Genomic DNA, 22,225 nt, shown 5'->3' on the forward strand with positions numbered 1-22,225 from the left:
TCATCTCTTAAGCAGTCGTTTAAGAAACGCAACCATTTTCCCTACCCCCGCACCAGCTTGCCGCCGTCCCAGAGGGGTAGCACGTCGGGGTAGATGTCGATTTTGGTGCAGAACACGAAGTCGTCGTTGGCCTCCAGGGCGCGTAGGCGGCGCACGGCGGCCGATTGCAGCAGGTAGCCGGGCAGGTCGGCGCGGGCGTTTTGCCAGAGTTGGTAGGCGGCCAGCGCGGCATCCGACTGCGTGATGTCGAGGCCGTGGGGCAGCAGGCGCTCGGCCAGCGCGCCGCCCAACAGCGTGTCTTCGAGGCAAAACTGGCCCTTCCAGCCGGCGGCCACTACCAGGATATCGCGCTGCCGGGCCAGGCAAAAATCGGCCACGGCGGCCAGGTTCAGGAACGCGCCGCACACCACGGCCTCGGCGGCCAGCGACTGGCGCAGGGCCTTGGTGCCGTTGGTGGTGCTGATGGCCAGGGCGCGGCCCCGCACCGGAAAATCCTCGTGCAGCAGTTCGAAGGGCGAGTTGCCCAGGTCGAAGCCCTCGGCGGGCACGCCGTCGCGCTCGGCGGCCGTGATGCAGCCGTGCGCGCGGCCCAGGGCGGCGCACTCTTCCAGGGTGCTCGCGGGGTACACTGCGGTCATGCCCGACGCCAGGGCCGTGGCAATGGTGCTGGTGGCGCGCAACACGTCCACGATGACGGCCACTTGGCCGCGCAGGTCGTAGAGCGGCAGCAGCTCGGGCGAGTAGCAGATATCGAGTTTCAAGTTGTTTGTTTTTAAATAGTTGCGAAAGAACGTCATGCTGAGCTTGCCGAAGCATCTCGCTCGCATCATTGGAGGGCTTAGCCAACGATGCGAGCGAGATGCTTCGGCAAGCTCAGCATGACGTTCTCTACTCAAAAAAGAATTCCCTACCCCTCCTCCGTGCCCGGAACCAGCGGCAGCTTGCTTACGGTGGCGGGCAGATTCTTGCCGCGCACCTGCACGAAAATGGGCGTGCCGGGCGCGGCAAACTCCGCTTGCACGTAGCCCAGGCCAATGCCTCGGCTGAGGCTCGGCGACTGTCCGCCGCTGGTGACTTCGCCGATGGGCGCGCCTTGCGCGTCCACGAGGGGGTAGTGGCTGCGGGGCAAGCCGCCGGGGCCGTCCATGACGAAGCCCACCAGCTTGCGCGGGACGCCGGCCGCTTTCTGGGCTTTTAGCGCCTCGCTGTTGGTGAAGTCTTTGGTGAACTTGGTAATCCAGCCCAGGCCGGCTTCGAGGGGTGAAGTGGTGTCGGTGATGTCGTTGCCGTAGAGGCAGTAGCCCATTTCGAGGCGCAGCGTGTCGCGCGCGCCCAGCCCGATGGGCTTGATACCGAAGGGCTTGCCGGCTTCCATCACCTTGTCCCACACGGCGGCGGCGTGCTCGTTGGGCACGTACAGCTCGAAGCCGCCCGCCCCGGTGTAGCCCGTGGCCGAAATAATGACGCCCGGCGCATCGGCAAAAGTGCCCTGCACAAAGCTATAATACGGAATGGCCGCCAGGTCCACGCTGGTGAGCGCGCGCAGGGCGGCGGCGGCCTTCGGCCCCTGCACGGCGAAGAGGCTGAGCTGGTCGGAGAGGTTTTCCATCGCTACCCCCTCGGTGTTGTGCTGTTGCAGCCAATTCCAATCCTTGTCGATGTTGGAAGCATTGACTACCAGGAAGTAATCCTCCTCGGCCAGCATGTACACGAGCAGGTCGTCCACGATGCCGCCGTTGGCGTTGGGCAGGCACGAGTACTGCGCCTTGCCGGGCGCGAGCTTGCTGGCGTCGTTGCTGGTGGTGCGCTGGATGAGGTCGAGGGCGCGCGGGCCGCGCAGCCGAAATTCGCCCATGTGCGACACGTCGAATATCCCTACCCCCCGCCGCACGGTGTGGTGCTCTTCGAGGTCGGAAGAGTAGCGCACGGGCATGGCGTAGCCGGCAAACGGGACGATTTTGGCCCCCAGCTGCTGGTGGGTGGCGTGCAGGGCAACGGTTTTGAGCGGGGTGGCTTCCATGAAAAAGAGGGGGTAGGCAGGATATGGGCCGGCTGAGGCGGGCCGGGGCAAAGCTACTTCGCGCCCGCGCAACGCGCCCGGCCGGCCGCCTACCTTTACGCCATGACCCCCGAAGCCATCAAGCAGGACTTTGAGTCCGCCCTCGTCAAGCATTTTTCCTTTAAAGCCCGGCTTCGGTCCTTCCTGCATGGCAACGGCAACGAGGAAGGCCCCCTGCGCGACCCCGACCAGTGCAGCCTGGGGCACTGGATAACCGAGCGCCGCCAGGGTACCTACCACCACCTGCCCGAGATGGGCGAGCTCGACCGGCAGCACCGCCTTATTCATCAGCAGGCCAGTCGGCTCATGGACCTGCACCTGGCCGGCCACCGCGAAGAGGCCCAGGCGGGCTTTAGCGAAGTGCAGGCCATAGCCGACCACATGGTGGTGCTGTTTCAAACTATAGAAGCCAAGCTGCGTACTGCGCAGGGCTGAGAGCGCAGCCGGCCGTTATGAAAGTAAACCTTACTACTAAAATCTTTGCCGGCTTTTTACTGCTGCTGGGCTTATTTGCGGCGGTAGTAATTGTGAATTATCGCCTGGCCGACCAGGTGCTGCGCAACTCGCAGGGGGTAGAAACCTCGCAGCGCACTTCGGCCGACGGCACCACGCTGCTGCGGAGCATTATTGACATGGAAACCGGCTTCCGGGGCTACCTGCTGCTGGGCAATGAGCAAATGCTGGAGCCGTATTACGTGGGTGAGCGCGACCTGCTGCGCCGCTTCTCGACCCTGCGTGAAGAGCTGGCCAATGAGCCGGCGCAGCGCCAGCGCCTCGACACCACGCAGCACCTGTTTCAGCAATGGTCGGCCTACACGCAGCTACTGGTGAGCGAGAAGCGCGCCGCTCACCAGCGCGACCCCAAGCTGGATGGCCTGAATGGCATGCCCCACGCCCAGCTGGCCTCGGGCATGGCGGGTAAACAAATAATGGATGCCATTCGCTTTCAGATGGGCAACTTCGACGTGACGGAGGATAGCAACCGCCAGCTGCAGCGCCAGCGCCTGGCCGACAGCATCTCGCGCGCCCAGAAGCTTTCGGGGTTGATAACGGGCCTGGCGCTCATATTTGGACTACTGTGGGCCGTGTATATCGTGCGGCTGCTGGCCCGGCGCCTGCGCGGCATGGTCTTGCTGGCCCGCCGCCTGGCCGAGGGCGACTACAAGTCGCAGCTCGTGGACCACGAGAACGACGAGGTGAGTGAGTTAACCACTACGCTCAACACGATGGCGCGCACCATCGACCAGAATATCAGCCAATTGGAAGGCCGCAACCAGGAGCTAGACCAGTTTGCCTACGTAGTATCGCACGACCTGAAGGCACCCCTGCGGGGCATCGAGAGCGCCTCGCGCTGGATTGAGGAAGACATGGGCAAGGACTCGCTGCCGCCCCACATCCGCGAGTTTCTGGCCCTGATGCGGCAGCGCGTGCACCGCATGGAAAACCTGATTACCGGCATTCTGGCCCTGGCCCGCGTGGGCCGGGTGGTCGAAGCCGACGAGGCCGTATTCGTGCGCCAGCTGCTGCGCGAAATTGCCGACACCATCGGCCTGCCCGACGGCATGCAGCTGGAGCTGCCGTTCTTCCTTCCTACCCTGCCCACCAACCGCACCCAGCTTGAGCAGGTATTCAGCAACCTGATTTCCAACGCCATAAAGTACCACGACCATCCCGGCACGGGCATCCTTCGCATTGGCTGCGAAGACCTGGACGATAACTTCTACCGCTTCTCGGTGCAGGATGATGGCCCCGGCATCGCGCCGGAGTATCATGAGCGAATCTTCATCATTTTTCAAACCCTCGTGGAGCGCGATGCGCTCGAAAGCACGGGGGTAGGGCTGGCCATCGTGAAGAAGATAGTGGAGCGCCAGGGCGGCCGCATCTGGGTCGAATCGACTGAGGGGCAAGGCGCTACGTTCTTTTTTACTTGGCCTAAGAAGCCGGTGGCGAAGGCCGCCACGGCGGCGGCCCAGGCCGTGCCGGCAGCCCAGCTCGCTGCGGCGGTCAGGTAAGCGTGCCGTATCCTTTCCAACTGCCTCTGCGTTAGCATAGCCCAGCCTATTTCGGTGCTGACCTGCCTTTACTCCTACTCTATGTCCCCCTTTTCCTCGCCTGCTACGCCCACTATTCTCCTCGTTGAAGACGACCAGATGGACGTTATGAACGTGCAGCGGGAGCTTCGAAAGCAGAATATCAATGTGCCGCTGACCCACGCCCGCAACGGCCGCGAAGCCCTGAATATGCTGCGCGGCGAAAACGGCGAAACCAAGATACCCCGCCCCAGCCTGGTGATGCTCGACCTGAACATGCCTCGCCTCAACGGCCTGGAGCTGCTCAAAATCCTGCGCGAAGACCCCGAATTCAGTGACCTCAACGTGTTCATTATGACCACCTCCGACCTCGACGTGGACCGCTCGGGCGCCAGCAGCCTGGGCGTGAGCGGCTACATCATCAAGCCCCTCACCTTCGACTCGTTTGGCGGCGAAGGCGGCGGCACCGTCGATGGCTTCAGCCTGTTTCTGGATTTGCTGAAGCTGAAACGGTAGATGGGTAATGGGTAATGGGTAATAAAAGAACGTCATTCCGAGCTTGCCGAGGAATCTCGCTCGCGCCGTTCGGGTGTCGGTCAGCGATGCGAGCGAGATTCCTCGGCAGGCTCGGAATGACGTTCTTTTATTACCCATTCACAGCAGCCGGAAGCTCATGCGGTGGTGGGGGGTAGGGCCGTGCGCGCGCAGCGCGGCGCGGTGGGCGGCCGTGGGATAACCCGCGTTCTGCGCCCAGCCGTAGGCCGGAAACTCGGCGGCCAGCGTGCGCATGCGCTCATCGCGGAAGGTTTTGGCCAGGATGGAGGCTGCCGCGATGTGCCGAAACCGGCCGTCGCCGCCCACGGCGCAGGTGTGCGCCAGGCCGGGGTAGGGCCGGAAGCGGTTGCCATCGACCAGCAGGTGGGCGGCGGGCACGGCCAGCGCGGCCACAGCCCGGTGCATGGCCAGGTAGCTGGCCTGCGCAATGTTAATCTCCTCAATCTCAGCCACGCTGGCCTCGCCCACGGCCCAGGCAATGGCCTCGGCGCAAATGGTGGCGCGCAGGGCCTCGCGGCGGCGGGCCGTGAGCTGCTTGGAATCGTTGAGGAACGGCGGGTCGAAATCGGGGGGTAGGATGAGGGCGGCGGCAAAAACCGGCCCGGCCAGGCAGCCGCGCCCGGCTTCGTCGAGGCCGGCCTCGTGGGGGTGGCCGGTGTGGGTAGCGAGCAGGCCCGCCACCGGGTTTTCAGCAAAAGGTAGCAGCATGGGGAGCGGGCCCGCCGCAGTGGCCGGCATCCGCAAAGGTCGGCCTACCTGCCTCAGAACTTCAGCACTTGCAGGAAGAACACCTGGCGCTCGTCGCCGTGGCTGGGCCGCAGGCGCTGGAAGCCGCTGGCTATGTACTGGCCGTTGGCCCAGGGCAGCAGGTCGGGCTGGCGCACGTCGAGCACTTTGTCGGGCTTATCAGCTGCGGAAGTGAACAGCTCCACCTTGGTATCGTTGGGGCTGGAGTCGCTTTGGCTGATGCGCTTGTAGTGCAGCTCATTGTCGAGCAGGTAGGCCAGCATGAGGCGGCCATCGGCCAGCTGCAGCGGCTGCACGGCCTCTTCCAGCTCGGTGCGCACCACGCCGGGGCCCACCACGAAGTTATTGTCCCAGAGTAAATTACCCCGCTTATCGAAACTACACACCAGCACGTGCGTGGTATGGAAGCCCACGAAGGTGCGGTTGGAGCCGCCGTAGCTGTTGCCATAGCCGTTGCCCAGGCCACTATAGCGCCCGGTGAGGGGGTAGGGGCTCATCAGCATCATGGGGCTGCCGTAGCTGGAGTAGCTATACTGGGGCGTGTAAACCTCGGCCACCAGCGTGTAGCCGCCGTCGGGCTGGCGCAGCAGCTCGTGCAGCAGCAGGTGGTAGTGCCAGCGCTGGGGGCTGGCGGCGCGGGCCTCGCGGCGGGCGGCGCGGTCGTGCACGCGGGCCTGGCGGTCGGGGCCCATGTAATCGAAAAAGTGCCGGAAGCGCTTGAAATCATAGAAGCGCAGGGCCGGCTTGGCGCTGGCCGTGTTGTTGGTGCGCGTGGTGAGGTCGGTGGCAAAGAGGCCCTGGGCGTAGCGCAAATCGCGCAGGCCGTAGGTGCCGGCCAGCAGGCGGGTAGTGGTGTCTTCGGGCGAGCTGAGCTGGGCCGTGAGCAGGCTGCGCTCGCTCTCGGTTTGCACCAATTCAGAATTCAGCAGCTCGCCGTGGGTCGCCGAGAGGCGCTTGAGCAGCAGGCGCTGCTTGCGGCCATTGCTTTGGCTGAGCACAAACTCGGCCCGGCCGGCCGGGCGGTCGGCCACGCTGGTCAGCTCGGTATTCAGCGGCTCGTAGAGGGCCGGCAGGAACTGAAACTGCCCGGTGGCCACGTCAAGCAGCAGCACGGTCTGGTGCTGCTGGTCCGAAAGGGTCACGTTCACCAGCAGGCGGCCATCCATCGCCTTCAGGCCCACCACGTCGCGGCACAGCTTGGTATCGAACTGCTGGAGGCGCACCTGGCCGCCGCGCACGTCGTAGGCCACGGCCAGCAGGCGGCCCGGCGTTTCGGGGGCCAGCAGCAGGGCATACACAATGCCCGGCTCGGCACACACGCGCTTCATCTCAAACTCGGGGCCGATTTCTACGCTTACTTCATTGCGCAGATGCAGGTTGGCCCCGTAGTGCTGAAATATATAGCGCGGCTTGCGCGTGCCCGGCGGCTGGTGCCGGATAAAGAGCACCACGGCCGTATCGGCGGGCAGGGCCTGCACCTGCACATCGTCGTTGGCCGGGTCGAGCAACAGCTCGGCGCGGGCCACCTGCACGGGGGCATCGGGCGGCGGCGGGGGGGTAGGGCGCTGCGCCAATACCAGCAGCGGTAGCCAGCTTACCAGAAGAGCGAAGAAGTATTTCATAGCAAACTCCGCAACACGATGCCAACGCGAATAGTTGGCCGGGCCTTTACGAAGATAGCCATTTGTTTCGGCTTTCGCAACAGCCCGGCGCAGAGGTCGATGGCCGCTGGCCGCGCTACTTCCGGGAGCCGCTGGTAATGCCCGCGCGCCAGCCACGATTTACGTGCTAGCTTGCCCCGGAATGGGTGCATTGCCCGTTTCTTTCGCTGCTTATCAACCCCTTACTTTCTTTTCTTCCCTACCCCCGGCTATGTCGCTCACGATTACCAACCTCTCCAAAACCTACCCCAACGGCACGCGCGCGCTGCGGGGCGTCAACCTCACGATTCCGACCGGCATGTTTGGCCTGCTCGGGCCGAACGGCGCGGGCAAAAGCTCGCTGATGCGCACCATTGCCACCTTGCAGGATGCCGACACGGGCAGCATTCAGCTCGACGATATGGACGTGCTGCGCGACAAGGAGGCCGTGCGCCGGGTGCTGGGCTACCTGCCCCAGGAGTTTGGGGTGTACCCCAAGGTGAGCGCCGAGGAACTGCTCGACCATTTCGCGACCCTCAAGGGCATTGCCAGCAGCAAAGAGCGGAAGGAAACGGTGGCGGCGCTGCTGCACCAGACCAACCTCTACGACGTGCGCAAGAAGCACGTGGGCGGCTATTCGGGTGGCATGAAGCAGCGCTTTGGCATTGCGCAGGCGCTGCTGGGCAACCCGCGCCTCATCATTGTGGACGAGCCGACGGCCGGCCTCGACCCGGCCGAGCGCAACCGCTTCCACAACCTGCTGAGCGAGATTGGGGAGAACATCATCGTTATTCTTAGTACTCACATTGTCAGCGATGTAAGTGACCTGTGCCGCCAAATGGCCATCATCAATCAGGGCGAAGTATTGCTCACCGGCGACCCGCTGCGGGTGATGGAGGCGCTGCGCGGCCGGGTCTGGAAAAAGCTGATTGAGAAGGCCGAGCTGCCCGCCTTGCAAGCCAGCGAGCGCGTTATCAGCTCGCGCCTGTTCGCGGGCAAAACGGTAGTCCACGTACTGGCCGATTCAGCGCCGGACGCGGGCTTTGAGGCGGTAAACCCGGATTTGGAGGACGTGTATTTTTCGGAAATTAACAACGGAGCGATGGCGAACAGCCATTGAGAATCAACTCAAAAAGAACGTCATGCTCATCTGGCGTCCCGAAGGAAGCATCTCTACCGCATCGGTGAACGACACCCGAATGGCGCGGTATAGATGCTTCGGCAAGCGGACGCCAGATGAACATGATAATATCCATTGTTAATTGCTCCTCCAAAATGTTCCTACCCATCTTTCTTTTTGAGCTGAAATACCGGCTGCGGCGGCCGGCCACCTGGATTTACTTTCTGCTGCTGGCGCTGCTCGCGGGCCTGCTGGTAACGGCGGCCGGCGGCGGCTTTGGCACCGGCGTGGGCGTGAGCCTGGGCGGCGACGGGCAGGCCGTGAAAGTCAACGCGCCGTTTTCCGTGACCATCACGCTGGGGGTGCTCAGCACGCTGGGCGTCATTGTGTCCTCGGCCCTGATGGCCAACTCGGTGTACCGCGATTTTGAGTACCGCACCTACCCGCTCTTTTTTACTACCCCCATCACCAAAGCCGGCTATTTGGGCGGGCGCTTTCTGGGGTCCTACGTGGTGGCAGCGCTGGTATTCAGCGGGTTGGGAATAGGGGCGGCGCTGGCGGGCATGATGCCCTGGGTCGAGGCCGACCGCTTTCTGGCGCACACGCCGGCCGGCACCTATTTGTGGCCTTACTTGATTTTCATTTTGCCCAACCTGTTCTTCAGCGGGGCCATTTTCTTCACCACGGCCACGCTCACGCGCAATATTCTGAGCACTTACATTGGCTCGGTGGTGCTGCTGGTGGGCTACCTCATTGCCTCGGCCTACCTCTCTGACCTGAAAAACGAGCACCTGGCGGCCACGCTCGACGCCTTTGGCCTGGGCTCCATTGAGCTGACGACCCGCTACTGGACGGCGGCCGACAAAAATACGCGCTTGCTGCCGCTCAGCTCCTTCGTGCTGCTCAATCGGGCCTTATGGCTGGCGGTGGGGGTAGGGCTGCTCGTGCTGTGCTACGTGCGGTTCCGGTTCTCGGCCTTCGCCTCGGACAAAGCGCCCAAGAAGCGCAAGGCGGCCGCCACGCTGGCCGATGACGCGCTGGCCGCGCCCGTCGCCGGCGCGTTGCGCCTGCCGCGCGTGGCGCAGCTCTTCACGCCAGCCATGCATTTGCAGCAGTGGTGGAGCCTCACGAAGCTGGAGTTTCGGGGCATCGTGCGGAATGTGTATTTCGCGGCCATCGTGGGGGCGGGCGTGATTTTTCTGCTCGCTAACGCCTCGCAGATTGGCAAAACCTTCGATGCCACTACCTACCCCGTTACGGGCCAGGTGATTACGGTGCTCAGCGGCACGTTCTTTCTGTTTTTGCTAATCGTCATCATTTATTACAGCGGCGAGCTAGTGTGGCGCGAGCGCGAAGCCGGCGTGGCCCAGATTACCGACGCCGTGCCGGTACCTACCTGGGTGCCGTTTATGAGCAAGCTGGCCGCGCTGGGCCTGGTGCAGGTGGTGCTGCTGACGGTGCTGCTGCTGTGCGGGCTGCTGGTGCAAACGGTGAAAGGGTATTTTCACTACGAAATCGGGCTGTATATCAAAGCTTTATACGGCCTGGAGCTGCCCTACCTGCTGCTGCTGTGCGTGCTGGCCATGCTGGTGCAGGTACTCGTGAACAACAAGTACCTGGGCTTTTTCGTGATGATACTGTATTACGTGGCCAATATATTTCGGAGCCAGCTGGGGTTCACGCACCGGCTGCTGGCCTACGGCGGCGCGTCGGGCGCGCCGCACTCCGACATGAACGGCTACGGCAGCTTTATGCCGGCTTTTTGGTGGACGAAGCTGTACTGGGTCGGCTGGGCCATCGTGCTGGTGCTGCTGGCTAATCTGCTGTGGGTGCGCGGCACCGACACGGGCGGCCGCCTGGCCGAAGCGCGCCGCCGCTGGGGCGCGGGCAGCACGCTGGCCGCGCTGGCGGGGGTAATAGTTGCCATTGGCGCGGGCAGCTTTATTTTCTACAATACCAACATCCTCAACCAGTACCAGACGCCCAAGCAGGGCGAAAAGCGGCAAGCGCAATACGAGAAGCAGTACCGCCGCCTGCGCGATGTGGCCCAGCCGCGCATCGTGGCCGTGGACCTGAACACCGACATATACCCCGATACGCGGCGGGTGCATTTCCAGGGGCAGTTTATGCTGGTGAACAAGCACGCGCGGCACCTGGACACGGTTATCGTGAGTCTGCCCGTGGAGCAGCACCCACGGGTGCGGCAGCTGGCGGTAGGCGGGCCGGGCGCGGCCACGCTGGTGCTGAACGACAGCACCTTCGGCACGCGCCTCTACCGGCTGGCCCGCCCGCTGGCCCCCGGCGATTCCCTACCCCTCACCATGAGCCTGGACTACCGCGAGCTGGGCTTCCCCAACGGCAGCCCCAACACCGATATCGTGGGCAACGGCAGCTTCATCAGCTCTAACTACCTGCCCAGCCTGGGCTATCGCGAGGGCGCGGAGCTGAGCAGCGACCAGACCCGCAAAAACTACGGCCTGAAACCCAAGCCCCGCATGGCCCCGGTGAACGACCTGAAGGCGCGGCAGAACACCTACATCAGCCAGGATGCGGACTGGATTCGCTTCCGTACCACCGTGAGCACCGCCGCCGACCAGACGGCCATCGCCCCCGGCTACCTGCAAAAAGAGTGGACCAAGGACGGCCGCCGCTACTTCACCTACGTGATGGACCGGCCGATGCTCAACTTCTACACTTTTTTGTCGGCCAGGTACTTGACTTATAAGGAACAGTGGGTGGACTCCGTGGGCCGGCGCAGCGTGCCCATCACCATCTACTACCAACCGGGCCACACCTACAACCTGGCCAGCATGGCGGCCGGGGCCAAGGCCGCGCTGGCGTATTGCTCGCGCAATTTCTCACCCTACCAGCACCAGCAGGTTCGGATTCTGGAATTCCCTAATTACCAGTCGTTTGCCCAGAGCTTTGCGAATACTATTCCGTATTCCGAGAGCATCGGCTTCATTGTGAAGGTGGACCCCAAGGACCCCGACGACCTGAACATTCCCTTCTACGTGACGGCCCACGAGGTGGCGCATCAGTGGTGGGCGCACCAGGTCATCGGGGGCAACGTGCAGGGTAGCACGCTCATGGCGGAGGCAATGGCCGAGTATTCGGCCCTGATGGTGGTGAAGCACCGCTACGGTTACTTCGCGATGGAGAAATTCCTGAAGCTCGACCAGCGGCGCTACCTGCAAGGGCGGGCCTTTGAGCAGAAAAAGGAAGTGCCGCTGGCTCTGGTCGAAAACCAACCTTACATTCACTACGGCAAGGGCTCGGTGGTGATGTACGCCTTGCAGGACTACATGGGCGAGCAAAAGCTGAACGCGGCCCTGCACGATTACGTGAAAGCGGTGGCCTTCCAGGGGCCGCCCTACACCAACTCGACCGAGTTTATTGGCTACCTGCGGCGGGCCGCGCCCGACTCGCTCCAGCAGTTTATCACCGATAATTTCAACCGCATCACGCTCTACGAAAACCGGGTGAGCGACGCGGCGGCCAAAAAGCTGCCCGATGGCCGCTACCAGGTCAATTTCACCGTGCGCAGCCAGAAATTCTACGCCGACAGCACCGGCAACCAGCGCCCGGCCCCCGAGGGTGACTACGTGCCCGTGGCCATTTTCCCGGCTCCCGGCCCCAACAACCAGCCCCTACCCCCCCTGCTGCTCACCAAGCGCCGCCTCGTGGCCGGCGACAACAAGCTGCAATTCGTGGTGGCTAAAAAGCCGGCCTCCGTGGCCGTAGACCCTTACCACGAGCTAATGGACCGCAATTTAGACGACAACGCGAAAGACGTGAAGCTGTAATCTCACTGCTCAAAGCGCCCTACCCCTCCCCCAAAGCCAGCACTACGTCGAACTCGTCGGCCGTAACGGGCGTCACTGAGAGGCGCGACTGCCGGATGAGGCCCAGCGCGGCCAGCCGGGGCTCGGCCTTGAGGGCGGCCAGCGGCACGGGGCGGGCCAGCGGCGCGTGAGGCCGCAGGTGCACGGCCACCCAGGGGCTGCCGGCTTCGGCGGTGGCATCGGGGGCGGCAGTGGCGTGCACGAGGGCCACGCCCACTACAGCTTTCTCGCTTACGCTGTGGTAAAAAAGGGCGAGGTCGCCGGGCTGCATGGCTTGCAGGTTGTTGCGGGCCTGGTAGTTGCGCACGCCGGTCCAGTCGGTGCCGCCGTCGCGTACGAAGTCGGTCCAGGAATAGGTTTCGGGTTCAGATTTGACGAGCCAATGCTTCACAATGGGGTGAATGGATGAGTGGGTGAATGAATAGGCAAAGTTCGCTCATTCATTTACCCACTCGCCCATTCGCCCATTCACTCATTGCCCATATTCCAGTACCCGGAAGGTGCCGGGCACGATGCTGGGGCGCGGGCGCGGATGCTCCGTCGTGGCGGGGGGGGTAGGGCCGTAGTCGGCGGTGCAGGTGAAGATGTGGTGCGACTTGGGGTCGATGGCGATGGTGCGCGCGCCGCGCTCAGTGGGTATATTGGCCACCACGGTGTACTTGGTGGGCGAATCCTGGTGGATGACCGTGAACGTGCCCGAGCCGTTGGAGGTCACCACGTTATTGGTGCTGGGGTCGAATACGGCCCCATCGACGCCGGCACCGATGGGCAGCACGGCAATCTGCTTACCAGTTTTGCTGTCGGTCACTACCAGCTTTTCGTTGTGGCAGGCGCTGAAGAGGCGGTTGGTTTTGGGGTCGTAACCCAGGCCGGTGGGCTCTTCGCCGGGGGCCAGCTTGTGGCGCTGGAGCACGGCCAGGGTTTTGGCATCGAACTCGATGACCTCGCTCTTGTCCTCCACGTTGGCGAAGATGTGGCCCTTGCCGTCGGTGGCCGGGGCTTCGATGTCGCCGGCCAGCTCGGCGGTGCCTTCTATGGCACCGGTGGCGGCATTCAGCACCGTGCTTTTGCCGCCGTCGTTGCTGAATAAGAACACACGCTTCGAGAAAGCGTCGTAGAGCAGCGCATCAGGCTTGGGGCCGGTGGGGATGGGCGCGCCGATGGGCTGGAGCGTTTTCAAATCAAACACCACGCAGGTGTTGTTGCGGCCGCAGGTGATGTAGCCCCGGCTGGCGCTGGGTACCACCTCAATGCCGTGCACGCCCGGCGTGTTCGGGATGGTGCCGATGACCTTGCGGGTCTTCAAATCCACCACCTCTACCTGGGTGCTGTGCGAGAGGTAAAGGCGCTCGCCGGCGGGGTCCACGCTGAGGTAGTCCCAGCCGCCCTCGCCGCCGATGGTGATGGTGTGGAGCAGGTGGTAGGGCGCGGCGGCCGGGGCCGTTTGGGCCAGGGCCGCGCCGCTCGCCAGGGCCAGCGAGGCCGCTACGACCAATGTCAGTTTTTTCATGCGAACAAAATCGGTTAGAAGCAGATGGCGCAAGGTGCGTCCCGATTCTGTGGCGAAGCTGTGGGTAGGATTAGCCTTGGGTGAAGCCGAAAGCCAGCAAAGCCCTGCCGCCGGCAACGCAGCGCTAACTACTTCTGCGTGACCTGCATGCTCACCCGGCGATTAACGGAGCGGCCTTCCTCCGTGTCGTTGGTGGCAATGTTGTCGAGGGTGCCGAAACCTACGGCCGTGAGGCGCTCGGCGGGCACGCCCATGCTCACGAGGGCATCTTTGGTGGCGGCCGCGCGCGCGCGGCTCAGGCGCAGGTTGCTGAGGGGGTTGCCCGAGCTGTCGGTGTAGCCGCCGATTTTGATATCAGCCTGCGGGAAGCGCTTGAGAATACTGGCCACGTTGGACAGCTGCCACAGCGACTCATTGGTGAGCGTGGCTTTGCTGGACTCAAAATAGATGCGGTCGAAGCCAATCCAGTCCTTGGTGGGGTCCACGAGGTCCACTTCCTTGGTGGGGTCAATCAGAAACTGGTAGAGCTTGCTTTCGGTGGAGGCCGCGCCGATAACCTGCCGCAGGCCGTTTTTAAGCTTCAGCACCACCGGCACCGCAGCCGTGCCACGGGCGGCGTCGGCCCCGGTGCCCGTGCGGCTCACCACCGGCAGAGCCGTATATTGGCGGCCACTGGGGGGGGTAGGGGCCGGGCTGTCGGTGGGCGTGGGCAGCGCGGCGGTGTCTGCCGGCACTGCCTCAGCACCGCTGGTATGCGTGCCCACGATGTAGCCGAACTCCCCTAACGCAAGCAGGCTCACGGCCAGCAGCAGCACATTGGAGCGCGTGGCCAGCCACGAAGCCGCGCCGCCGCCGGCGGCCAGCACGGGCGCGGGCGCGGCCACCACCGCCGGCGGAGCCGCCGCACCCACTACCTGATAGGGCCGCAGCCACCGGTTCAACTCCTGAGCCGACCAGCCGTTTTCGGCCACCAAGCGGCCCATGATGGCCAGGGCCGCCGCGGCCGCCACCTCCAGCAGGCGGCCTACGGTGGCGGTTTGCACCTGCGTTTCTTTCACCACGCCGTGCACGGTGCCGTGGTAGCGGTCGTCGAGCACGTTGCGCACCAGGTCGGCCCCCTGCTGGCCGGCGTCTGGGGCGGTGCCCGCCTCGCTGGCCAGGTTCCACACCACGTCGTGGCTGCCGGGCTGGCCGGCGGTTTCGGCAAAGGCGCTCAGCACTACCCCACTCAGGCGCGCCAGGGCCGTGTGCGTGGCCGTCGGGTCTTCGCCAGTCACGCCATTGGCTTGCAATAGGTTATGGTCGCGAACGAAATTCTGAATTTCGTTCGGCATATCTTTTAGCGTTATCATGGCAGAAACGGGCGAAGAGTGAGTAGTGCTACTTTTTATTGTTTTATTACAACGCAATGTACGGCGCAAGGCAGCTCCCAGATTAGTAGAATCCTGGAAATGACGCGGCGCACGGGAAATAAATCCGGGGGTAGGGAACGCAGCCGGCCCGGCCAGTCCCAGTCAGCCGAATTAGCTGACAACTAACGCTTTTTAAAGCTCCTCGACCTTGCCGGTGGGATACACCACGAAGGTGCCGCTGTCGAGCACCACCGCGCCCGTCTTGTTTTTGAAACGGTAGTGATGCACCAGCTCGGTGCCCAGGCGCGTGGTGTCGGTGACGCCGATAAAGCTGTTGGCGATGACCAGCAGCGAATCGTTGTGCTTGTTGGCCTTGCCATATACGGCCTTGATGGCCTCGTTGCGGGCGGGCGGGTCGTGGCGGGCCAGCGACGCCTTGTAGTTGGCCAGGGCCTGGTTGCGCGGCACCAGCGCGTCGTCAAACGCCTTCATGGCCACTACCCCCTTAATGGCTGCCTCACTCTGGCGGGTGTAGATGGTGGGCCGGCCCCAACTCACTGGCTCATAGCCCGGAAACTCGGTGCTATTGGTGTGTATGAAGGCCACCACGGCGCGCTGCAGCGAGTCGGCGGCGGTGGTGCCTTCTTTGGCCGGGCTGGTGGGGGCAGCCGCCGTTTGGGGGGCCGAAGGACTGGTGCAGCCCGCGGCGGCGAGTAAAAAGAGCAAGGGCAAAGATTTTTTCATAGGGGGAGACTTAGGCCCGGTGGGCACGGGCAGACTTGCAAGTACGAAAAGGCATTCGTTATGCTGTAAATTCGACTAATTATCAGTTAATTAGCAGCTTTTAAGGTAGCGTATAGATGCCCGCCAGAGCGGCGACGGCGCTGAGCGGCTTGCCGCGACCGCCTACCCGGTTGGCAATTGCTCAGGTCTTGTCGTATTTATACTTCAACTACTTGCTAACCTCTTGGGGCGGCAAGCGTACTGCCGCAGATAATGTACTGAAAATAGCCTGATTCGGTTTTAGAATTAAATCTTTTGCAGTTTTCGCAAACCGATAGTATGATTTTATCGCTAAATAGTTGCCCTCACTCTCTTTCACCAGCGGCCGCTGCCAACTTCTGAACTTATGATTTCAACTTTCCAACTGCGCTTACTATTTTTTGGCTGGCTGTTGCTCGGGCTCGGGGGCTGCGTGGTGCAGAACAAGCTGCCCTATCTGCAAGGTGGCCGCTACTCGACTACTACTCCCACGCAGGTGGACAACGCGCGGCCCGTGTACCTGCTGCAGGCTGGCGATGTGCTGAGCATCAAGGTACAGAGCGTGCAGCCGGCGCTGAGCGACATTTTTAACATTCAAGGGCCGCAGACCATTGCCACCGGCGACCCCGGCGTACTGTACCTGACTGGCTACGCGGTAGATGATACCGGCAATATTACCCTACCCACCATTGGCCAGGTGAAGTTGCAGGGCCTGAGCGTGGAGCAGGCCCAGACGCTGGTGCGCCAAAAGGTGTCGGCCTACGTGCGCGATGCCAACGTGCTGATGAAGCTGCTGAGCTTTAAGGTGACGGTGCTGGGCGAGGTGCGCCAGCCGGGGCGCTACTTTATTTACAACCCGCAGGCCACCGTGCTCGAAGCTCTGGGCCTGGCTGGTGACCTCACGGAGTTCGGCAACCGCCAGAATATCAAGCTTATCCGCCAAACGCCAAAGGGCTCGGAAGTGGTGCTGCTGGACCTCACGGACCCTAACATCCTGAAATCGCCCTACTACTACCTGCTGCCCAACGACGCGCTGTACATAGAGCCGCAAAAGGCGCGCACGGCCCGCGGCAATGCCAATAACCTGGGCATCGTGTTCGCGGGCATTTCTGCCATTGTTTTGCTTATCAGTTACTTAACTACCAATCATAATTAGGTTGCCGCTGGGGTGGCCGCTCGTTACTCAACCTTCTCTTTTCTGCTATGGAAATTCGCCCTGCGCCCTTTGCGGCCGAAATAGACCTGCATGAGCTTTTTTTTAAGCTGCGGCGGCGCTGGCCCCTGTTTGTGGGTTCGCTGCTGCTGGCTGGTGCCCTGGCCTGGGTATATCTCCAGGTGAAGTCGCCGGTGTACGATTTTCAATCGACGCTGCTCATCGGCGACCAGTCTACGGGCTCGAAGCAGGCCCAGGAGCTGCTGCAACTGCTTGACAGCAAGCCCAAGGGCCTCAAGCTGGAAGACGAGGTAGGGCTGCTCACGTCGGCGGGCATGATGCGGCGCACCCTGGCCCAGCTGCCCTTCGCGGTGAGCTACTATATGGAGCCCAGCTCGTGGCTGAACCTGGTGCGGCCCTTGCAGGTGCGCGAGCGGGCATCCGGCGACATGCCTTTTTGGGTGGTGGCCGTGCCGGGCCGGCCGCAGCTCACGGGAGTGCCCATCTACGTGGAGACGCTGGAAGGTGGCAAGTTTCGCGTGCATGCCGATGCCAAGCGCGGCGAGCTGCGCCAGCTGGCCACCGGCGACCTGGTGCGCGAGGTGCTGGGCGTGAAGTTTGACCAGACCGTGGCGGCCGGCGACACGCTGCGCAGCCCGCTGCTGACGGTGGTGCTGCGGCCCGAGCCCGACCAGCTAGGCGGCGAGGCCAGCGGCAAGTATTTCTTCAAGCTTAATGACCTGAGCAGCCTGGTAACCGACTACCAGAGCCGCCTCAAGGTGAAGCCCACCGACCACGAGTCGCGCATTCTGGAGCTGAGCGTGCAGGGCACGGTGCCAGCCAAGGAGCAGCAGTTTCTGAACACGCTGATGAACACCTATGTGCAGGATGACCTGACCCAGAAAAACGTGATTGGCGGCAAGACGGTGTCCTTTCTGGACAATGAAATCAATAAGCTGGCCGAGTCGAAGTCGCGGGCTGCGCAGAGCCTCAGCTCGTTTCGCTCGGCCAACAGCGTGGTCGATGCGGGCGCGCAGTCGGGGGTAGGGATTCAGCAGCAAACCGAGCTGAACACGAACCGCAACCGCCTGGCTACCAGCCGCCGCTACTACCAGAACATGCTCGACTACCTGAAGGCCCACCGCGGCCCCGGCAGCGTGGCGGCCCTGAGCAGCGCCGGCATCGACGACCCGGCCTCGACGGGTCTCATCCAGCAGCTGTCGGACCTGAATGGCCAGCGAGCCTCGCTGATTGTGAACGGCACCGAAATCAACCCGCTGGTGGTGGTGCTGGACGAGAAAATCAGCACGACCAAGGAGCTGCTCATTCAGACCCTGACCGGCCTGGTGAACAGCTCGGGCAATGCCCTGCGCGACGTGGACCAGCAGCTCGGCAGCGTGCGTGGCCAGCTGACCAAGATGCCCGAGACTGAGCGTCAGATGAGCAACTTGCAGAGCACCAGTAACTTCAACGAGAAGAACTATAGCTTCTTGGTGGAAAAGCGTAACGAGGCGGCCATCGCCTTAGCCACCAACGTGACGGACAAGAAGGTGGTGGACCCGGCCAAGCAGGTGGGCCTGGGCCCCTCGGCCCCCAAGCCGCTGCTGGTGGCGCTGCTGGCCGTGCTGGCCGGCCTGCTGCTGCCCGCCGGCCTGGTGCTGATGCAGGACAAAACCAACCGCCGCGTGCAGAGCAAAGAAGACCTAGCCCGCCTCACCAATATTCCGCTGCTGGGCGTGATTCCGCACGGCACCCCGGAGGACAAGCAATCCATGCTGCACGACCCGCGCAGCCCCATCGCGGAGGCTTTTCGGGCAGTGCGGGTAAATATGCAGTACCTGGCCGCCGGCCTCGATAAGCGCGTGATTGGCGTCACATCGTCGGTGCCCGGCGAGGGCAAAAGCTTCTGCACCGTGAACCTGGCCGCCGAGCTGGCCCAGAGCGGCCGCCGCGTGGCCGTGCTGGAGTGCGACATGCGCCGCCCTACCCTGGCCAGCTACTTCGGCATCGACCCGCGCGCGCGCCACGGCCTGAGCACCTACTTGGCCGACGAAAGCACGCTGGACGAGGCGCGCAGCAGCACTAGCATTGAGGGCCTCGATGTGCTGTGCTGCGGCCCCCTACCCCAGAACCCGACCCGCCTCATTGAAAGCCCCAGGCTGGCCGAGCTGATTCAGCAGTTGCGCGACGAGTACGATTACCTGCTGGTCGATATTCCGCCACTGGGCTACGTGTCCGAATTCCTGGTGCTGCTGCAATACCTGGATGCCAAGATTTACGTGGTGCGCCAGAACTACACCGACCGCGCCCTGGTAGGCCAGATAACTGAGATGCACCGCGACCACAAGGTGAAGCAGCTCTACATGGTTATCAATGACGTGCATTTTGGCAGCACTTACGAGTATCGCCACAAGGCGAATGCGTATAAGTACGGCGTTTGATTATGAGCTAGTTAAGCTAGTTAGAACGTCGTCAGACCGTCATTCCGAGCTTGCCGAGGAATCTCGCTCGCCTAACGGCGCGAAACCCGAATGGCGCGAGCAAGATTCCTCGGCAAGCTCGGAATGACGGTCTGACGGCTTTTGCTACTTCCTAATCAGTTTCAATAGCTGGCAACTCAAATTAAAATGGCAGTAACCACCCAAAATCTTACTTCCACCGCCGTGCGCGGCGTGCAGTGGACAACGGCGGCCACGGTGCTGACGGCGGTGCTCCAGATTGGCTACACCGCCGTGATGGCGCGCCTACTGGACCCCGCCGCCTTCGGCCTGGTGGCAATGGCGGGGGTAGTGTTGCGCTTCGGCAGCTACTTTGCCGAGATGGGCCTGGGCCACGCCCTGGTGCAGCGCCTGGAGATTGACGACGACGACGTGCGGGCCACTTTCACGGCCTCTTTGGGCCTGGGGCTGGCGGTGGCGGGCGTGGCCTGGCTGGCCGCGCCGCTGGCGGTTTTCTTCCTGAAAAACGACGCCGTGGTGCCACTGGTGCGGGTGCAGGCGCTGGGCTTTATTTTGGTGGGCGTGGGGGCCACGGCTACCAGCATGCTGCGCCGCGAGATGCGCTTTGAGGCTCTGGCCAAGGTGGAGGTAGTGGCCTACGTGCTCGGCTACGGGGGGGTAGGCGTAACGCTGGGCTTGCTGGGCGCGGGCGTGTGGAGCCTGATAGCGGCTAGCCTGGCGCAGCAGCTGTTCACGGCGCTGTTCAGCTACGGCGTGGTGCGGCACTCGCTGCGGTTCATCTTTCAAAAGGCGCCCTACGCCCGGCTGCTGGGCTACGGCGGGCGGGTGTCGGTGGTAGGCTTTCTGGAATTCGTGAACGGCAACCTCGACACGCTGCTCATCGGGCGGCTGCTGGGCTCGGTGCTGCTGGGCATCTACAACCGGGCCTACATGCTGCTGTACCTGCCCACGTATTTTTTGACCAACAGCCTGGCGCGGGTAGCCTTTCCGGCGTTCAGCAAGATTCAGGATGACCTGCCGCGCTTGCGAACACTGTACCTCACCAGCACCACGCTCATTGCCACGGTGGTGCTGCCCGTGTGCGCCGGCGTGGCCGTGGCCGCCCCCGAGCTGGTGGCGGTGCTGCTGGGTCCGCGCTGGTCAGCCTCAGTGCCGATTTTGCGCGTTCTGTGCTTTTCCATTCCGCTCACTATGAGCACCTTGCTAGCGGGGGTAGTAGCCGATGCCCGCGCCAATCTGAGCCAGAAAATCATTCTCAACCTGACATATATGGTGCTGCTGGCCAGCTTATTCTGGTCGCTGAAAGGCTACGGCCTGGCGGGCATCGCGGTAGGCATTGGCACGGGCGAGTTTGTGCGCACGCTGCTCTACATGCGCGTGACGCACAACGATATCGGCATTCCCTACCCCCAGTTATTATCCGTGTACCGGCCGGGCTTGCTCAATGCGGCAGCGGTGGGCCTGGGCCTGTTGGTCGTGAGCACCCTGGTGCGCCCGCTGCACCCGCCCGCCCTGCTCACGCTGCTGGCCCTGATGGCGACGGGCGCCGTGGCCCTGCTGGTGGTGGTGCTGCGCTGGCCTTCGGCCGAGCTGCGGCCCATGCTGGCCCAGGCGCTCGGCCGGCTGCGGGGCCTGCAAGCCTTGCCCGACTCGGCCCAGCAGCGGCTGACCCGCTACACAACCTTTTTAGAAAGTCGGCCTGGCATGTTGCCAACGCCCGACACATTTGATAACTCCCTCGTGCTATGAATATTTTATTGACCTCCTTGATGGTACCGGGAGCCCCTTCGGGCGTACGGGTACACTACGAGCGACTGGCAACGCTGCTGCGCGCACAGGGCCATCAAGTGACGGTAGTGACCCTGGACAGCCAGCGGCCGTGGGTGCGCAAGTCCCTTGGGGTGGTGCGAAGGGCGCTGGCGCTGCTGCCGGGCCGTTGGGGCAAGCTTATCGGGATAGAGTTGAGCACCGTGGCTGAAATCTTTTGCGCCATTGACCGCCGGCAGCCCTACGACGTAGTAAATGCCCAAGATGTGAGCAGCGGCTGGGCCGCCCGCCTAGCCCTGCGCGACCGGGTACCAGTCGTTGTGACTGGCCACTTCAACGACCATCCCGGTGAGGAAGTTGTGAAGCAACTGCGCCTGAAGCCCACTGGTTGGGCCGCCCGGTTTGAGATGCGCTGGTACAACTTCTTGCTGCGGCGTACCCGATTTTTTCTCACTACCTCCGAATACGCGCTGCGCCCCACAAAGCCCTTGCTGCCGGCCGGGGCGCTCACCGCCGTAGTGCACAACGGGGCCGATACAGTGGCCTTTGCGCCGCCGCAGCCCTACGCGCCTCCCGCCACTGGCCCCGACCTGCGGGCGCTATTTCCCAACCGGGCTATTATCTTGAATATTGGCCAGTTAGAGCCCCGCAAAAACCAACAATACCTCGTGGAAGTGGCCGCCGCGCTGCGGCCATTATACTCAAATTTTGTGGTAGTGTTAGTGGGCAAAGGGGAAGACGAAGCCCAGCTCCGGGACCTCATCGCGCAACATGGCCTTCAGCGCGAAGTGGTACTGCTGGGCTACCACTCCGACGTGGCGCCCCTGATGCACGCCGCGGACCTCTATATGCACACCGCCACCCGAGAGAATTGCCCCTACGTGCTCGTCGAGGCGCTGGCCAGCCGCTGCCCGGCTCTGGCCCTGGCCGCCGGGGGCAGCCCCGAACTGTTAGCTACTACGCCCGAGGCCACTATCTCACAAAGCACGCCACCCGCCGTCCTGGCCGAGCAGCTTGCCAAGCTACTTAGCGACCCCGCCGCCCGCCACGACTTGCAGCAGCGCCAGTATGCCTACGCGCATCAGCGTTTCGACGTGGCGGCCATGCTGCGCGGCACACTGGCGTTTTATCAGCAGGCGATAGACCTGCCGCCCACAGGTGCGGTCACCGAGCCGATGCCACAGCCGGTCACGCAATTTTCGTAGCGGTGCTTTGCCTTAGCTTTT

The 22,225-nt window shown here is 63.1% G+C and carries 16 protein-coding genes and 1 pseudogene; 9 read left to right on the forward strand and 8 right to left on the reverse strand.

Annotated elements, in window-relative coordinates; all coding sequences use genetic code 11:
• Positions 1 to 41 precede the first annotated feature (41 nt).
• Positions 42 to 797 (reverse strand): 2-phosphosulfolactate phosphatase, encoded by a 756-nt coding sequence (locus tag A0257_09645; protein ID AMR27331.1) that lies wholly within the window; start codon positions 795 to 797, stop codon positions 42 to 44.
• A 110-nt stretch (positions 798 to 907) separates the two neighbouring features.
• Entirely contained in the window at positions 908 to 2,020 is a 1,113-nt protein-coding gene (locus A0257_09650) for a glycine cleavage system protein T (GenBank protein AMR27332.1), read from the reverse strand.
• Positions 2,021 to 2,122: 102 nt separating this feature from the next.
• Between A0257_09650 and A0257_09655 the strand changes: the two genes are divergently transcribed.
• The 3 genes and pseudogenes from A0257_09655 (at position 2,123) to A0257_09665 (ending at position 4,605) form a co-directional block, all read left to right on the forward strand.
• A complete protein-coding gene (locus A0257_09655) occupies positions 2,123 to 2,494 on the forward strand; it encodes a hypothetical protein (protein AMR27333.1) in 372 nt (123 codons plus the stop codon).
• Positions 2,495 to 2,511: 17 nt separating this feature from the next.
• Positions 2,512 to 3,996: pseudogene (locus A0257_09660) on the forward strand (hypothetical protein).
• Positions 3,997 to 4,152: 156 nt separating this feature from the next.
• Positions 4,153 to 4,605 (forward strand): two-component response regulator, encoded by a 453-nt coding sequence (locus A0257_09665; protein AMR27334.1) that lies wholly within the window; start codon positions 4,153 to 4,155, stop codon positions 4,603 to 4,605.
• Between the two features lie 138 nt (positions 4,606 to 4,743).
• Here A0257_09665 and A0257_09670 read toward each other — a convergent pair whose 3' ends face one another.
• Entirely contained in the window at positions 4,744 to 5,352 is a 609-nt protein-coding gene (locus A0257_09670) for a ribonuclease HII (protein ID AMR29704.1), read from the reverse strand.
• Between the two features lie 53 nt (positions 5,353 to 5,405).
• Entirely contained in the window at positions 5,406 to 7,013 is a 1,608-nt protein-coding gene (locus A0257_09675) for a hypothetical protein (GenBank protein ID AMR27335.1), read from the reverse strand.
• Positions 7,014 to 7,263: 250 nt separating this feature from the next.
• On the opposite strand from A0257_09675, the gene A0257_09680 reads away from it, so the two are divergent.
• Together A0257_09680 and A0257_09685 are read left to right on the forward strand one after the other, a co-directional pair.
• Positions 7,264 to 8,151, forward strand: a complete 888-nt coding sequence (locus A0257_09680; protein ID AMR27336.1) for a multidrug ABC transporter ATP-binding protein — start codon at positions 7,264 to 7,266, stop codon at positions 8,149 to 8,151.
• Between the two features lie 155 nt (positions 8,152 to 8,306).
• Complete coding sequence (locus tag A0257_09685) at positions 8,307 to 11,957, forward strand: hypothetical protein (GenBank protein ID AMR27337.1); 3,651 nt, start codon at positions 8,307 to 8,309, stop codon at positions 11,955 to 11,957.
• 19 nt (positions 11,958 to 11,976) lie between these two features.
• Here the strand turns inward: A0257_09685 and A0257_09690 are convergent, their stop codons facing one another.
• The 4 genes from A0257_09690 to A0257_09705 all read right to left on the reverse strand — a co-directional run bounded on the left by A0257_09690 (position 11,977) and on the right by A0257_09705 (position 15,584).
• Complete coding sequence (locus tag A0257_09690) at positions 11,977 to 12,387, reverse strand: ubiquinol-cytochrome C reductase (protein ID AMR27338.1); 411 nt, start codon at positions 12,385 to 12,387, stop codon at positions 11,977 to 11,979.
• Positions 12,388 to 12,468: 81 nt separating this feature from the next.
• The gene (locus A0257_09695) at positions 12,469 to 13,506 is read right to left on the reverse strand and encodes a hypothetical protein (GenBank protein AMR27339.1); all 1,038 of its coding nucleotides are present in this window, start codon (positions 13,504 to 13,506) and stop codon (positions 12,469 to 12,471) included.
• Between the two features lie 128 nt (positions 13,507 to 13,634).
• Positions 13,635 to 14,858, reverse strand: a complete 1,224-nt coding sequence (locus A0257_09700; protein ID AMR27340.1) for a hypothetical protein — start codon at positions 14,856 to 14,858, stop codon at positions 13,635 to 13,637.
• A gap of 192 nt (positions 14,859 to 15,050) precedes the next feature.
• Complete coding sequence (locus A0257_09705; protein ID AMR27341.1) at positions 15,051 to 15,584, reverse strand: hypothetical protein; 534 nt, start codon at positions 15,582 to 15,584, stop codon at positions 15,051 to 15,053.
• Positions 15,585 to 16,068: 484 nt separating this feature from the next.
• Between A0257_09705 and A0257_09710 the strand changes: the two genes are divergently transcribed.
• The 4 genes from A0257_09710 to A0257_09725 all read left to right on the forward strand — a co-directional run bounded on the left by A0257_09710 (position 16,069) and on the right by A0257_09725 (position 22,204).
• On the forward strand, positions 16,069 to 16,776 hold the full coding sequence (locus A0257_09710) for a polysaccharide transporter (GenBank protein ID AMR29705.1): 708 nt from the start codon (positions 16,069 to 16,071) through the stop codon (positions 16,774 to 16,776).
• Positions 16,777 to 16,823: 47 nt separating this feature from the next.
• Entirely contained in the window at positions 16,824 to 19,214 is a 2,391-nt protein-coding gene (locus A0257_09715) for a hypothetical protein (protein ID AMR27342.1), read from the forward strand.
• Between the two features lie 186 nt (positions 19,215 to 19,400).
• Complete coding sequence (locus A0257_09720; protein ID AMR27343.1) at positions 19,401 to 20,981, forward strand: hypothetical protein; 1,581 nt, start codon at positions 19,401 to 19,403, stop codon at positions 20,979 to 20,981.
• A 20-nt stretch (positions 20,982 to 21,001) separates the two neighbouring features.
• A complete protein-coding gene (locus A0257_09725; protein AMR27344.1) occupies positions 21,002 to 22,204 on the forward strand; it encodes a hypothetical protein in 1,203 nt (400 codons plus the stop codon).
• Positions 22,205 to 22,225: the final 21 nt, after the last annotated feature.

Origin of the sequence: Hymenobacter psoromatis, assembly GCA_001596155.1 — a bacterium.
GTDB lineage: Bacteria > Bacteroidota > Bacteroidia > Cytophagales > Hymenobacteraceae > Hymenobacter.

What these genes read in the sequence shown, in the direction of transcription:
- A0257_09645 (AMR27331.1), bottom strand. Translation starts at nt 797, where the DNA reads ATGACGTTCTTTCGCAACTATTTAAAAACAAACAACTTGAAACTCGAT.
- A0257_09650 (AMR27332.1), bottom strand. Translation starts at nt 2,020, where the DNA reads ATGGAAGCCACCCCGCTCAAAACCGTTGCCCTGCACGCCACCCACCAG.
- A0257_09655 (AMR27333.1), top strand. Translation starts at nt 2,123, where the DNA reads ATGACCCCCGAAGCCATCAAGCAGGACTTTGAGTCCGCCCTCGTCAAG.
- A0257_09665 (AMR27334.1), top strand. Translation starts at nt 4,153, where the DNA reads ATGTCCCCCTTTTCCTCGCCTGCTACGCCCACTATTCTCCTCGTTGAA.
- A0257_09670 (AMR29704.1), bottom strand. Translation starts at nt 5,352, where the DNA reads ATGCTGCTACCTTTTGCTGAAAACCCGGTGGCGGGCCTGCTCGCTACC.
- A0257_09675 (AMR27335.1), bottom strand. Translation starts at nt 7,013, where the DNA reads ATGAAATACTTCTTCGCTCTTCTGGTAAGCTGGCTACCGCTGCTGGTA.
- A0257_09680 (AMR27336.1), top strand. Translation starts at nt 7,264, where the DNA reads ATGTCGCTCACGATTACCAACCTCTCCAAAACCTACCCCAACGGCACG.
- A0257_09685 (AMR27337.1), top strand. Translation starts at nt 8,307, where the DNA reads ATGTTCCTACCCATCTTTCTTTTTGAGCTGAAATACCGGCTGCGGCGG.
- A0257_09695 (AMR27339.1), bottom strand. Translation starts at nt 13,506, where the DNA reads ATGAAAAAACTGACATTGGTCGTAGCGGCCTCGCTGGCCCTGGCGAGC.
- A0257_09700 (AMR27340.1), bottom strand. Translation starts at nt 14,858, where the DNA reads ATGATAACGCTAAAAGATATGCCGAACGAAATTCAGAATTTCGTTCGC.
- A0257_09715 (AMR27342.1), top strand. Translation starts at nt 16,824, where the DNA reads ATGGAAATTCGCCCTGCGCCCTTTGCGGCCGAAATAGACCTGCATGAG.
- A0257_09720 (AMR27343.1), top strand. Translation starts at nt 19,401, where the DNA reads ATGGCAGTAACCACCCAAAATCTTACTTCCACCGCCGTGCGCGGCGTG.
- A0257_09725 (AMR27344.1), top strand. Translation starts at nt 21,002, where the DNA reads ATGGTACCGGGAGCCCCTTCGGGCGTACGGGTACACTACGAGCGACTG.